Here is a 13,360-nt window from a genome sequence, read left to right on the forward strand (position 1 = left end):
GCCCGCCGCACCGGGCCGACCGGCCTCTCCCGCAGGGGCCGCACCGCACACGAGAGGAGTAACGGCGCCGCCCGACCCGCGCGCCGTACACAACCACCATGGCAACCATCCCGACCCTGGGCGCCGAGCGCACCGCCGGCCGCACCGCTTCCCGCGCCGAGACCCGCGAGCTGCTCGGCAAGGCCACCTACGACCTGCTGGTGATCGGGGGCGGCATCCTCGGCACGGCCGTCGCCTGGACCGCGTCCCAGGCCGGCCTGAAGGTCGCCATGGTCGACGCCGGCGACTTCGCCGGCGCCACCTCCAGCGCCTCCTCCAAGCTCGTCCACGGCGGTCTGCGCTACCTGCAGACCGGCGCGGTCAAGCTGGTCGCGGAGAACCACAAGGAGCGCCGCGCGCTCTCCACCGACGTGGCCCCGCACCTGGTCAACCCGCTGACCTTCTTCGTGCCGGTCTACAAGGGCGGCCCGCACGGCGCCGCCAAGCTCGGCGCCGGCGTCTTCCTCTACTCGGCGCTGTCCGCCTTCCGCGACGGCATGGGCCGGGTCTCCACCGCCGCGCACGCCGCCCAGCAGGTGCCCGCGCTGCGCACCGAGGGCCTGCGCTCGGTGGCCGTCTACGGCGACCACCAGATGAACGACTCGCGCGTCGCCGTGATGACCGTGCGCGCCGCGGTCGACGCCGGCGCCGTGGTGCTCAACCACGCCGAGGTCACCGGTCTGCGCTTCACCGGCGGCCGGGTCACCGGCGCCGAGCTGCGCGACCGCCTGGACGGCAGCGAGTTCGGCATCGACGCCCGCCTGGTGCTGAACGCCACCGGCCCGTGGGTCGACCACCTGCGCAAGATGGAGGACGCCGGCGCCGCGCCGTCGATCCGCCTCTCCAAGGGCGCCCACGTGGTCGTCAAGCGCCGCTCGCCGTGGCGCGCCGCGCTGACCATCCCGATCGACAAGTACCGCGTCTCCTTCGCCATCCCGTGGGAGGACCACGTCCTGCTCGGCACCACCGACGAGGAGTACACCGGCGACCCGAAGGACGTCCGGGCCACCGACGCGGACATCGACCAGATCATGGGCGAGGCCGCGCACGCCATCCGCGACGAGCACCTCGACCGCGACCTGATCACCTACTCCTTCGCCGGCCTGCGCGTGCTGCCGGGCGGCCCGGGCGACACCGCCGCCGCCAAGCGCGAGACGGTCGTCACCGAGGGCCGCGGCGGCATGCTGTCGGTCTCCGGCGGCAAGTGGACCACCTACCGGCACATCGGCCGCGCGGTGCTGGAGAAGCTGGCCCACGTGCCCGGCACCAGCCTCGGCGAGGACATGTCCCCGATCGCCCCGACCGTCCCGCTGCCGGGCGTCGGCGCGCCGAACGCGGTGGCGCACCGCCTGCTGATCGACCGCGAGCCCGGCTCGCGGATGGAGCCGCTGGTGGCCAAGCACCTGGCCAGCCACTACGGCACCCTGTCCTTCGACATCGCCCGCATGATCGACGAGAACCCGGAGCTCGGCCGCCCGATCCACGAGGACGGCCCGGACGTCTGGGCGCAGGTCGCGTACGCGGCGGACAACGAGTGGGCGTACACCGCGGACGACGTGCTGCGCCGCCGCACCACGATGACGGTGCGCGGGCTGGACACGCCGGAGATCAAGGCCGAGGTCGAGGCCTTCCTCGCGAAGCGTGGGAACAAGTAGGCACAGCCTCGCGAAGCGCGGGAACAGGTAAGCGCAGCCTCGCGAAGCGCGGGAACAGGTAGGCACATCGCTTTCGACGGGCGGGCGTTCGGGGTTTCCCCGGGCGCCCGCCCGCCGTTTCGCCGTACCCTCCGGCCGTCAGACCGGGACGCCGGCCTTGACCACCCGCTTCGGGTGCAGGTCGGGGCGGGTGAGCACGGTGAGGTCGGCGATCGGGTCGCCGTCGAGTACGAGCAGGTCGGCGTGGGCGCCCGGGGCGAGGGTGCCGATCTCCCCCGCCATGCCGAGCAGCCGGGCCGCCGTGGTGGTCGCCGAGCGCAGCACGTCCGCGACCGGCTGGACCTGGGCGCGCAGGGTGAACTCCTCCAGCTGGGCCGGGAGCATCGGGCCGAGCAAGTCGCTGCCGTAGACCAGGTCGACGCCCGCGCGGTGGGCGCGCTCCAGCGCCTCCAGGCCCCGGTCGCGGACCTCGGCGAGCTTGCCCAGGGAGGCGGCCGGCAGGCCGGAGGCGGCGCCGAGCCTGGCGGTCTGCTCGTAGGCGACCAGGGTCGGCACCAGGAAGGCCTCCTTCTCCAGCAGCAGGGCGACGGTGGTGTCGTCCAGCAGGTTGCCGTGCTCGACGCAGCGCACACCGGCCCGCAGGGCGCGGTCGATCGCCCGCGGGTGGTAGGCGTGCACGGTGACGTAGCGGTTGTGGTTGTCGGCCTCCTCGACGGCCGCGCGGATCTCCTCCTCGCTGTACTGGACGGCGGCGATCTCGTCGTGCGGGGAGGCGACGCCACCGGAGAGCAGCACCTTGAGGTGGCGGGCGCCCTTGCGGAACTCGTCCCGGGCGGCGGCCCGCACCGCGTCCACGCCGTCGGCGATCCGGCCGAAGTGCGGGCGGGCCTCGCAGCAGGGCAGGGCGTCGTCGCCGAGCGGGCGCAGGTCGCCGTGGCCGCCGGTCTGGGAGAGCGCCTTGCCGCCGTGCAGCAGCCGCGGACCGGGCACCAGGCCCTCGGCCAGCGCGCGGGCCATCCCGTGGTCGGCGCCGCCGACGTCGCGGACGGTGGTGAAGCCGCGGCGCAGCATGCGCTCGGCCTCGGCGAGGGCCCGCACGGTGGCGTAGCCCGGGGTCCAGTCGGCCAGGTCACGCAGGTCGAGCGAGGTGACCAGCAGGTGGACGTGGGCGTCGATCAGGCCGGGCAGGACGGTGCCGCCGGCGGCGTCGAGGACCCGGACGCCCTCGGTGGCGGTGGGCGGGCGGCCGGTCCCGGTGGCGGCGATCCGGCCGTCGGCGGCCTCCAGCCAGCCGAGGTCGGTACGGGTTCCGTCCTCGGGGTGGAGGAGGTGGGCGTTGGTGATCAGCAGTCGATTCACGATGGTGGCCCTCGTTTCAGTACGGCACGTATTGAATACGACCCGTACTGAATACACCATGTATCGTTCTGCTGTGAACCCGCCCCCCGCCGAAACCGCTCCCCGACCACCCCGACGCCGCGTCCACACCCGGGCCCGGCTGCTCGCCGCGGCCGGCGAACTGTTCCTCTCCGTCGGCTTCGCCCGGACGAGCATCGAGGACATCTGCGCCGCCGCCGGCTACACCCGCGGCGCCTTCTACTCGAACTTCGGCAGCAAGGAGGAGCTGCTGCTGGCCCTCTTCGACGACCAGGCCGCGCGGCGGATGGCCGAGCTGGCGGAACTGGCCGCCGCCTGCGAGGGGCTGGCGCCCCGGGAGCGGGCGGAGCGGCTGGTCGAGGCGCTGCTGCGGGTCGATCCCGCGGACACCGGGTGGATCCTGCTGTTCCTGGAGTTCCGGCTGGTCGCGGCCCGCACGGAGGCGCTGGCCGAGCAGGTCGCCGCGCACGACCGGGCGGTCGCGCGGGCGCTGGCCGAGGTGCTGGAGCGGGCCCTGCCGGCGCTGGTGCCCCCGGGGGCGAGCGCCACGCAGGCCGCGTCGGTGATCCTGGCCGCGCGGGAGGGGCTGCTGGCCCGGACGGCGGCGGGCGGTGCGGTCGCGGAGGACCTGCTGGCGGCGACGGCGGCGGTGCTGTCGGGGCTGCTGGACTGACCACTCGGCGACTCGACGACTTCACGACTTCGCGGCTTTACGGCTTCGCGACTTCACGGCCTGGTGGAAACGCCGAGGGGCGGCACCCGTACGTCACGGGTGCCGCCCCTCGGCGCGCTGCGGTCGAGGCCGCTAGATGATCAGGCTGAGCGGCATGATCAGGGCGATGGCGACCACCGAGATCACCGTCTCCATCACCGACCAGGACTTCAGCGTCTGCCCGACGCTCATCCCGAAGTACTCCTTCACCAGCCAGAAGCCGGCGTCGTTGACGTGCGAGAAGAACAGCGAGCCGGCACCGATCGCGAGCACCAGCAGGGCCGCGTGGGTCGAGGACATGTTCGCGGCGAGCGGGGAGACGATGCCGGCCGCGGTGATGGTGGCGACCGTCGCCGAGCCGGTGGCCAGGCGGATCAGCACCGCGATCAGCCAGCCCAGCAGCAGCGCCGAGATGTGCCACTTGCCGGACCACTCGCTCACCGCGTTGCCGACGCCGACGTCGATCAGGGTCTGCTTGAAGCCGCCGCCCGCGCCGACGATGAACACGATGCCGGCGATCGGGCCGAGCGACTTGCCGACGGTGTCGGAGATCCGGGCCTTGTCGAAGCCGGCCGCCTTGCCGAGGGTCACCATGCCGAGCAGGGTCGCGGCGAGCAGCGCGATCAGCGGGGAGCCTATGAAGTCGAACACCCGCTGGACCAGGGCCTTCGGGTCGTCGATCACCACGTCGGCCAGCGCCTTGCCGAGCATCAGCACGACGGGCAGCAGGATGGTGGCCAGCACCGCGGCGAACGACGGGGTGCGGTCGCGCTTGGCCGTCTCCTCGGGGGCGGTGGCGGCCGGGATCTCCAGCGGGCCGACCCAGCGCTCGGCCAGCCGCGCGAACAGCGGACCGGCGATGATCAGGGTCGGGACGGCGATCAGCAGGCCGAGCGCCAGGGTGATGCCGAGGTCGGCCTTCAGGGCGTCGACGGCGACCAGCGGGCCCGGGTGCGGCGGCACCAGGCCGTGCAGCACCGAGAGGCCGGCCAGGGCGGGGATGCCGATCCGCATCAGCGGCACGTTGCCGCGGCGCGCGACCAGCAGCACGATCGGGATCAGCAGGACGACGCCGACCTCGAAGAACAGCGGCAGGCCGAGCACGGCCGCGATCAGCGCCATCGCCCAGGGCAGCGCCTTGTTGCCGGTGCGGGAGAGCACGGTGTCCGCGATGATGTTGGCGCCACCGGAGTCGGCGAGCAGCTTGCCGAGCATCGCGCCGAGGCCGATCAGCAGGCCGACGCTGGCGACGGTGGAGCCGAAGCCCGTCGAGAAGCTGCTGAGCAGCTTGTCGAAGGGGGCACCCGCGACGGCGGCCAGCAGACCGGAGCCGAGCGTGAGGGCGAGGAACGGGTGCAGCTTCAGCTTGGTGATCAGTACGACGATCGCACCGATGCTGAGCAGCACCGCGATCAGCAGCTGGGAGTCGCTGCTGGTGTGCGGCAGGGCCGGTGGGGCGGCCGCCAGCAGGGTGGGGGCAATACTCACGCGAGGTCTCCATTGACGGGCCGCAGCAGCGCCACGGCCATCTCGACGAGTTCTTCGGGGGACGGGCCGACGTCCAGGACGCCGCCGCGCTCGTCCGCCGCCAGGGGTTCCAGGGCGGCGTACTGCGAGTCGAGCAGCGAGGACGGCATGAAGTGGCCGGTGCGGTGGCTGAGCCGGTCCTCGACCAGCTCGTGACCACCGCTGAGGTGCAGGAAGAAGGCGCCCGGGCAGGCCGCGCGCAGGGTGTCGCGATAGCGGTGCTTCAGCGCCGAGCAGGTCACCACACCGCCGGTGCCGGCCTCGGTCCGCTCCTTGAGCCAGGCGCCGATGGCGCGCAGCCAGGGGGCGCGGTCCTGGTCGTCCAGCGGGATGCCGGCCGACATCTTGGCGATGTTGGCCGCGGGGTGGAAGTCGTCCGCCTCGGCGAAGGGGAGGGCGAGGCGGTCCGCCAGCAGGCGGGCCAGGGTGGTCTTGCCGACGCCCGAGACGCCCATCACCACCACGGTGAGAGGGGTCTTCGGAAGGTCGTGGTTCTCGACGCTGAGACCCATGGGGTGGTGCTCCTTCGTTGCCTGGCCGCCACTATCGCCTCAAAGATATGACGTATTCAAGTGACAGAAACCAAATCGTCATACTTTTGCGGTGTGGTCTGGATCGCAGGGCGCCGTGGGCGCGCACACGGCGAGGTGAGCGCGCGCAGGGCGGCGTGAAAGCGCCCGGGGCGGGCGTCTACGCTGGGCGGATGGAGATCCAGGGGCTGCCCGGGCGGCTGCTTGACGAGCTCGGACCGGCGATCGCGTCGGGGGAGATCCCCGAGGGAGCGGTGCTGCGCGGCGAGGAGCTGGAGGACCGGTTCGGGGTGTCCCGGACGGTGGTCCGCGAGGCCGTGCGGGTCCTGGAGGGGATGCGGATGGTCGCCTCCCGGCGCCGGGTCGGGATCACCGTGCAGCCGAAGTCGCTCTGGGACGTCTTCGACCCGATGGTGATCCGCTGGCGCCTGGCCGGCTCGGACCGCCCCGCCCAGCTGCGCTCGCTCGGCTCGCTGCGGATGGCCGTCGAACCGGCCGCGGCCGCGCTCGCCGCCACCCACGCGAGCGACGACGACCGGCGCGAACTCAGTTCACTGGCCGTGGATCTGACGGTCACCGCACGGGCCGCCGACCTGACCGCCTTCCTCGGGCACGACATCGCCTTCCACTCCCTGGTGCTGCGCGCCTCCGGCAACGAGATGTTCGCCCACCTCGGGGACACCGTCGCGGCTGTGCTCACCGGCCGGACCGAGTACCATCTGATGCCCCATCAGCCGGAGCCGTACGCGATCCGGCTGCACCGCGAGGTCGCGGAGGCGATCTGCGCCCAGGACGCCGCCCACGCCGAGCGGGCGATGCGGACGATCGTCACCGGCGCGCTGGAGGAGCTCAACCTCCAGCTGGACTGAGCCGGGGGCGCGGGGCCGCCGGGATGACACGATTTGGCGGCAGTTCGGCGGTTTCGGACGCATAGTCCTGGTTCGGCGGGGCAGAGTGTGCCGAGGGGGCACGTTTCGTGTGCGCCCGTTCCGTATCCGTCACCGAACACCGAACGCGCGCCACGCGCCTGGGGGTCGCTCGATGTCCGTGCCACGCCGCCGCCGTCGCCGTCGCCTGCCCGACGAGGTGCGCGCCGCCGCAGTCCGGGCGGTGCTCTGCCTCTCCTTCACCCTGGTGGGCGTCGTGGTGGCCACGCTGGCCTCGTACGCGGGCAGTTGGCTGCTGACGCCGGCGCTGCTGGCGATGGGGCTCGGGGTGTTCGGCACCATGTGGTGCCTGCTGGAGATCCTGATCTCCCGCCAGATCGCGGCCCAGCGGATGCGCGCACCGGGCTCCGCGTACCCGATGGCGGGCAGCCGGCCGCCGTCCGGACTGCCGGCCCCGCGGCCGGTCCCCCGGGGCGACTCCTCCTCGGTCTACCGGCAGCCGTACGAGTCGCCGCAGCCGTACGGGCCCGGGCAGCAGCGGCCGCAGCAGGCGCCGTACCAACAGCCGTACCAACAGCCGTACCAACAGCCGCACCAACCGCAGCCGTACCAACCGCCGCGCCAGTCACCGCAACAGCCGCCGCGCCAGGCCAGGGTGCGGACCAACCACCCGTAGCGTCGGGCGAACCGGTCAGCGCCGGACCGGCAGCGCCCGGTAGTGGGTGGTGGTTGCCGGGGCAGGTGAGCACCGGGTGCCGGGAGGCGAGCACCTCGACGGCCTCCCGGCACTCCCCCGGGAGGCCGTGGTCGGCGAGGTCGCCGGTGACCAGCACCGCGTCCAGCGGGCCGGGCAGGGCGTCGAGGTACGCCATCACCTGCTCGGCCCGCCGCCTGGCACGCTTGCCGCCGTCCCGGCCGTGGACCTGGCCGGTGGGGGCACCTCCCGGCCGAAGGCCGGGGGAGGATGTCACTGAGGTGCGCGATCGTCAGCATGCCCGTCACGCTGGTCAGTTCACCGCCGTACGGGAACCGCCCGCCCCCGCACGGCGATCGCCCGCCCGTACGGGATCCGTCACGGCTGGGCGGGAACCTCCGCGGGGCGCTTGAACATCCGGGTGGCGGTGATCTCGCCGTGGATGGCCGGGCCGTCCGGGTCCGGTGCGGCCGGCAGGCCCGGGCGCAGGTGCTCCTCCACCGAGATGTACTTGAGGCCGGCGCGCAGGTCGGCGTCGTTGCGCAGGCGGATCACCAGCGGGAACTCGGCGAGCGCGGTGGTGTCGAACAGGCCGGTGGTGTAGATGAGCTGGACGCCGAGCGCGTCCGCCACGGCCCGCTGGAGCTCCAGCAGGTAGGTGGCGTTGGCGCGGCCGATCGGGTTGTCCAGGAACAGCGTGCCGGCGTGCCGCAGCTGGGACTGGCCGCGGTCGTTGGCGCGCAGCGCGGCCATCGTGCAGTAGAGCGCGATGGCCGCGGTGAGCAGCTGGCCGCCGGAGAAGACGTCGGACATCTGGCCGACGCCGACCCGCTCGGCGCGCAGCACCGCGTCGGGCTTGAGGATCTCGACGCTGACACCCTTGGGCCCGATCGCCGCGGCGACCCCGCGCAGCAGCAGGGACATGCCGTCGCGGCGCAGGTCGCTGTTCTTCTTGACGGCGGCCCGGGTGGCCTCGTCGATGACCTCGCCCAGGCGCTCGACCAGGGTGGCGTGGTCCGGGTCCTCGAAGCGGATCCGGAGGAACTCCTGGCCGGACCACTCCCCCAGGCCCTCGGGCAGCCGGGACAGCCGCTGGGCGGCGCGCAGGGTGGTGAGCGAGGACTCGACCAGGCCGCGCAGCCGGTCCACGATCGAGCCGCGGTTCTTCTCCAGCTGGGCGAGCTCGTCGGTGAGCACCCGCAGCCGGGGCGCGAAGGCGGCGGCCCAGGCGGCGGCGTGCTCGGGCAGCGCGGAGGCGGGCAGTTCGCGGATCTGCTGGCGGGCGGGGGTGCGGACGGCCTCGTAGCGGGCCGCGTTGGCGTGCCGGACCAGGGCGTCGGAGGCGTCGCGGACGGCGAGTTCGGCGGAGGACAGCTCGCCGGCGGCGGTGCGCAGGGAGCGGCGGGCCTCGGTGGCGCCGTTGCGGGCCTCGGCCAGCGAGCCCAGGTACGGCTCGACCGGGTCGTCCGGGTCCTCCTGGTGGTCGCGCAGGCCGTCGCGCAGCTGGCCGGCCAGCTCGTCGAAGTCGGCGGCGGCGGCCTGGGCGGTGTCGAAGGTGCGCTGGAGGTCGGCGTGGGCGGTGCGGGCGGCGTCCAGGGCCTCGCGGCGCTCGGCGAGGCGGCTGGTGGCGGTGCGCAGCAGGGCCTGGGCGTGCTCCGGGTCGGTGGGGACGAGGTCCTCGGGCAGCTCAGTGTGCGCCTCGCCGTCGGCGGGGGCGGAGCGCTCGGCCTCGCCGCGCAGGCGGCCGAGCTGCTCGCTGGCGGTGGCGGAGCGGGCCTCGATGGTGGCGACCAGTTCCTCGGCGCGGGCGGCGGCGGCCTGGCGGGCCGGGCCGTCGGCGCCGTCGGGGCTGCCGAGGAGTTCCTCGGCGCGGGTGCGCACCTTGTTGGTGAGGCGGTCGAGTTCGGCCGCGGCGGCGGCCTCGTCGCCCTCGGCGCGGGCCTGTTCGGCGCGCAGGTCGGCGCCGACGCCGACCTTCTCGTACAGCTGGGAGGCGGCGCGGTAGGCCTCGCGCAGGGCGGGAAGCGCGACGGGGGTGGTCTCGGCGGGCTCGTCGGCCTGCTCGGCGGCGGGGATCTCGGCGCGTTCGGCGCGCAGCGCGCGGGCCGTGCGGCGGGCGTCGTCGGCGGCGCGCTGGGCGGCGCGGCGGTCCTCGTCGCAGGTGCGGGCGCGTTCGGCGCACAGCGCCTGGCGGCGGTCGCACTCGGTGGCGTCCTCGGCGAGTTCGCGCTGGCGGCGGGCCCAGTTGCCGCGCTCGCGCAGCCGGAACGCGAGGCCGGAGAGGGCGTCGGCGCGGCGGCGGGCGCGCTGGGCGGCCTCGCGGTGCTCCTCGTGGGCGGAGGCGGCCGCGGCGTGGTCGGTCTCGGCCTCGTCGTGGTCGGCGCGCAGGGTGGCCAGGGCGGCGGCGGCCTGCTCGGCGTGCTCGCGGGCGGCCTCGGCGGCGGCGGCGAGTTCGGCGAGGGTGCCGGGCGGGCAGCTGGCGTGCCAGGAGGCGAGGCGGGCGGCGAGGGCTCGGTCGGCGCCGAGGCGGCCGGCCAGTTCGCGGATGTGCTCCTCGCGGGCGCTCGCCCGGGCGCGCAGTTCGCGGCGCTCGCCGTCGGCGGCGGACTCGTCGTGCATGGCCGGGTTCGGAGGCACCAGGAAGAACGCGGGCTGGTCGGTGATCGGGGCGATCAGCGAGGCGGCGGCGCCGACGGCCACGGTGGAGCGCGGCAGCAGGGCGGCGGCCTGCAGGGCCTCGCGGGCGCGCTCCAGCGAGGACGGGTCGGTGACGACGACGCCGTCGACCAGTTCCGGGCGGGCGGCGAGGATCGCCTCGTGGTCGGCCGGGTCGACGGACTGGGCGAGGTAGCGCCAGCCGGGCAGGGCCGGGATGCCGTGCTCGGCGAGGTACTCGACGGTGGCGAGCACGTCCGGGCCGGGCGGCAGCAGGCCGCCGTCGCCGAGGGCGGCGAGGATGCGGGAGTCGTCGGCGGCGGCCGTACGGAGGTCGAACAGGGTGCGTTCGGCGGTGGCGATGGACTCGTCGAGCAGTTCGCGCAGGTACTCGGCGTTGCGGTCGAGCAGGGCGGGGGTGAGGAAGCCGGCGTCCTCCTCGGCGCCCTCCTGGTAGGGGGTGAGGGAGAGCAGGTCGGCGAGGCGCTCCTCGGTGGCGAGCAGGGCGGCGGTGCGCTGCTCGGCGGCGAGGGCGCGGGCGGCGTCCTTGCGGGCGTCGCCGGCCCGCTCGGCGGCGAGTTCGGCGCGCGAGGTGGCGGCCGCGGCCTCGCGCAGCCGGGCGGCGGCGGCCTCGGCGGCGGTGCGGGCCTGGGCGAGTCCGGCGGCGGCGGCCTTCTCGACGTCGGCGGCGTGCAGCGCGGCGCGGGCCGGGTCCACGTCGCCGTCGGCGTCGATGAAGCCGGCCGAGACGGCGGCCTCGGTCTCCTGCTCGACCTCGGCGAGGCGCTGGCGCAGGTGCTCGGCCTCGCTGCGGGCCTTCTGGGCGGCGGTGGCGGCCTCGGTGGCGTCGGACTGCGCCTTGCCGCCCTCCTCCTGGAGTTCGCCGGCGCGTTCCTCCTCGGTGTCGGCGCGGGACTCGGCGGCCGCGGCGGCGGTCTCCAGGGCGCGGGCCAGGGCGGTGGCGGCGCGGGCCCGGGCGGCGAGCGCGGGGGCGGCGTCCAGCTCGGCCTCGCGGATGGCGGCGGCGACCCGGGCGACCCGGTCGGCGGCGGTGCGCTGGCGCAGCACCGCCTCGGCGGCCTGCCAGGCGGAGTGCAGGGTGCGGGCGTCGATGAGTTCGCGGCGCAGCGCGGCGGCCTCGGCGGTGGCCGCGGTGAGGCTCAACGTGGCGTGCCGGTGGGTGAGTTCGTCGGTGATCAGGCTGTGCCGGGTGCGGTCGGCCTCGGCCGCGGTGACGGCGCTCACGGCGGCGGCGACCTCGATGGCGAGGTCCTGGGCGCGGTCGCGTTCGGCGGTGGCGCGGGAGGCGAGGGCGTGGGCGAGGCGGCGGGTGCGGCGCTCGGCGGTGCGGTGGGCCTCGCGGACGGTCTCGCGGGCGGTGGTGGCCTCGGCGATGCGCTCCAGCAGGTCCAACGACCCTGCGGTGAAGTCGCGTTCGGCGGTGAGTTCGGCGCGGCGGCCGAGCTTGGCGGCGAAGCCGTGCACGAGGTCGGCGAGGCCGTCGGTGTCCCGGGTGTCGGTGACGGCGCGCAGCAGGAGGTCGGTGAAGTCGCTGTCGTGCTTGACCGCGAAGAGGCCGGCCGCCTCGCCCTCGTCGGCGTTCATCTCGCGCTGGTAGCGGAAGAGTTCGGGGTCGAGGCCGAGTTCGCCGAGGTGCTCGGTCCAGCGGTCGTGGCCGTCCTCGAAGACCAGGTCGAGGTGGGGGTGGGCCTTGCCTGCCTCGGTGAGGGCGTCGCGGAAGCCCTTCATGGTGCGGCGGCGGCCGCGGGCCTTCTGGTCGCCGGCCAGGCTGACCCGTTCGGCGACCGGCAGCGCGTCGAGGGTGAGGCCGGGGCCGGGGCGGAAGGAGTACCAGGTCTCGGCGAACTTGCGCGGGTCGGAGGAGACCTGGCGGCCGCGCCACTCGCTGACCTTGCCGACCACGATCAGCTCGCCGGTGACGGTGTGCTGCCACTCCAGGGCGACGTGGCCGCAGTCGTCGGCGAGCAGGAACTTGCGCAGCACGCCGGAGCTGGCGCCGCCGAGGGTGTTGCGGTGGCCGGGGAGCATGACCGAGAAGATCAGCTTGAGCAGGACGGACTTGCCGCCGCCGTTCTCCAGGAAGAGCACACCGGCCGGGGCGGGGCGGCGGACCGGGCCGTCGATGTCCTCGCCGAACAGGCCGATCTGCTGCGGGGCCGGGTCGGCGACCGGCTCGCCGACGCCGCGCAGGTCGAGCACCGTGTCGGCGTAGCGGGCGCCGGCCGGTCCGATCGAGTACAGGCGGACCCGGTTGAGCTCGTACATGTGCGGCGGTTCTCCGTGGCTTGCGTGGCGTGAGGGATGGGCGGCGGGCCGGATCGGGGCGGGTGGGCCGCGGCCGGCGCGGTGGGCTCGGAGCGGGTGGACTCGGAGCGCCGGGGCTCAGAGCGCGTGGAACGGCAGCCCCGCGTCGGCGACCAGTTCGTCGCCGGTGTCCGGCGGCAGCAGGCTGGCGGTGCCGTCGGAGACCGCGACGATGCCGAGGTCGAGCAGTTCGGCCATGGCCGCGCTGCCCGCCAGGTCGCGCACCTGGAGCTGATAGCGGGCGGTGGTGCGGTAGGTGCCGCCGGAGTCGTCGGACACCTTCTGGAGGAAGCCGGAGTCGACCAGGAACAGCACGGCCTTGGCGACGATCCCGATGGTGGAGCCGGAGAGCCGGCGGGCGTCCTTGGTGGCGCCGGTGGCGGTGCGCCGGGCCCACACCCGCCAGGCGGCCTCCAGGCCGGGGGCGTCGGAGGCCGGGTCGGTGTTGGCGCCCTCGGCGTCGGCCTGTTCCTCGAGGCGGCGGCAGGCCTGGCGGACGAAGGAGTCGACGCCGTTGACGGTGATCCGGCCGAGGTAGCCGTCGTCGGCGAGGTCCTCGGGGCGGGGGAAGGCCATCGCGGCGACGGCCAGGTGGGCGAGGCCGTGCAGGAAGCGGTCGGTGGACTCGGAGGCGGCGCGGCGCGAGTAGTCGCCCAGCCGGACGGCGAACAGCGAGTCCTCGGCGGCGGCCACGGCCATGCCGGCCCGCGGGGAGACCTCCAGGACGACCAGGCCCATGCCGGTGGCGATGGCGTCGGCGAGCCGGGCGAACGGCGGGTCCTCGCGGTGGCGGCGGACCAGTTCGGCGTACTCGGCGTCCCGGGCGGGCAGCAGCTTGGCCTGGAGGCCGAAGGAGACCAGCCGGGCGGCGTCCGCGACGTCGGCCGGGGTGATCGGCGCGGGGGCCGCGGGTTCGCTCTCGGTCGCCCAGGACGTGTCGTGGTGGGTCGTCACGGGCG

10 protein-coding genes are annotated in these 13,360 nt (G+C 74.8%); 4 read left to right on the forward strand and 6 right to left on the reverse strand.

The annotated features are described in order from the left end of the window. The first annotated feature begins 98 nt into the window (after positions 1–98). Positions 99–1,694 carry an FAD-dependent oxidoreductase gene (locus ACGF13_RS37550; protein ID WP_392883885.1) on the forward strand — a complete coding sequence of 532 codons (1,596 nt, stop codon included), beginning with the start codon at positions 99–101 and terminating at the stop codon, positions 1,692–1,694. 138 nt (positions 1,695–1,832) lie between these two features. Here the strand turns inward: ACGF13_RS37550 and ACGF13_RS37555 are convergent, their stop codons facing one another. Beyond that, a complete protein-coding gene (locus ACGF13_RS37555; RefSeq protein WP_392883887.1) occupies positions 1,833–3,053 on the reverse strand; it encodes an amidohydrolase family protein in 1,221 nt (406 codons plus the stop codon). A 73-nt stretch (positions 3,054–3,126) separates the two neighbouring features. Between ACGF13_RS37555 and ACGF13_RS37560 the strand changes: the two genes are divergently transcribed. Then, positions 3,127–3,744 carry a TetR/AcrR family transcriptional regulator gene (locus ACGF13_RS37560; RefSeq protein WP_392883889.1) on the forward strand — a complete coding sequence of 206 codons (618 nt, stop codon included), beginning with the start codon at positions 3,127–3,129 and terminating at the stop codon, positions 3,742–3,744. A gap of 132 nt (positions 3,745–3,876) precedes the next feature. On the opposite strand, the gene ACGF13_RS37565 is transcribed toward ACGF13_RS37560, so the two are convergent. After that, positions 3,877–5,265 carry a gluconate:H+ symporter gene (locus tag ACGF13_RS37565; protein WP_392883958.1) on the reverse strand — a complete coding sequence of 463 codons (1,389 nt, stop codon included), beginning with the start codon at positions 5,263–5,265 and terminating at the stop codon, positions 3,877–3,879. A 2-nt stretch (positions 5,266–5,267) separates the two neighbouring features. Beyond that, positions 5,268–5,822 (reverse strand): gluconokinase, encoded by a 555-nt coding sequence (locus ACGF13_RS37570; protein ID WP_392883891.1) that lies wholly within the window; start codon positions 5,820–5,822, stop codon positions 5,268–5,270. 191 nt (positions 5,823–6,013) lie between these two features. Here ACGF13_RS37570 and ACGF13_RS37575 point away from each other — a divergent pair, with 191 nt between their 5' ends. Next, entirely contained in the window at positions 6,014–6,709 is a 696-nt protein-coding gene (locus tag ACGF13_RS37575; protein WP_392883892.1) for a FadR/GntR family transcriptional regulator, read from the forward strand. Between the two features lie 257 nt (positions 6,710–6,966). On the opposite strand, the gene ACGF13_RS37580 is transcribed toward ACGF13_RS37575, so the two are convergent. After that, on the reverse strand, positions 6,967–7,560 hold the full coding sequence (locus ACGF13_RS37580) for a hypothetical protein (RefSeq protein WP_392883959.1): 594 nt from the start codon (positions 7,558–7,560) through the stop codon (positions 6,967–6,969). On the opposite strand from ACGF13_RS37580, the gene ACGF13_RS37585 reads away from it, so the two are divergent. Then, a complete protein-coding gene (locus tag ACGF13_RS37585) occupies positions 7,480–7,701 on the forward strand; it encodes a hypothetical protein (protein WP_392883894.1) in 222 nt (73 codons plus the stop codon). The genes ACGF13_RS37580 and ACGF13_RS37585 overlap by 81 nt on opposite strands. A gap of 98 nt (positions 7,702–7,799) precedes the next feature. On the opposite strand, the gene ACGF13_RS37590 is transcribed toward ACGF13_RS37585, so the two are convergent. Both ACGF13_RS37590 and ACGF13_RS37595 read right to left on the reverse strand, forming a co-directional pair. Next, entirely contained in the window at positions 7,800–12,362 is a 4,563-nt protein-coding gene (locus tag ACGF13_RS37590) for a hypothetical protein (RefSeq protein ID WP_392883895.1), read from the reverse strand. A 117-nt stretch (positions 12,363–12,479) separates the two neighbouring features. Further along, entirely contained in the window at positions 12,480–13,355 is an 876-nt protein-coding gene (locus ACGF13_RS37595; RefSeq protein ID WP_392883896.1) for a hypothetical protein, read from the reverse strand. Positions 13,356–13,360 lie beyond the last annotated feature (5 nt).

Origin of the sequence: Kitasatospora sp. NPDC048286 (genome assembly GCF_043201735.1) — a bacterium.
Lineage (GTDB): Bacteria > Actinomycetota > Actinomycetes > Streptomycetales > Streptomycetaceae > Kitasatospora.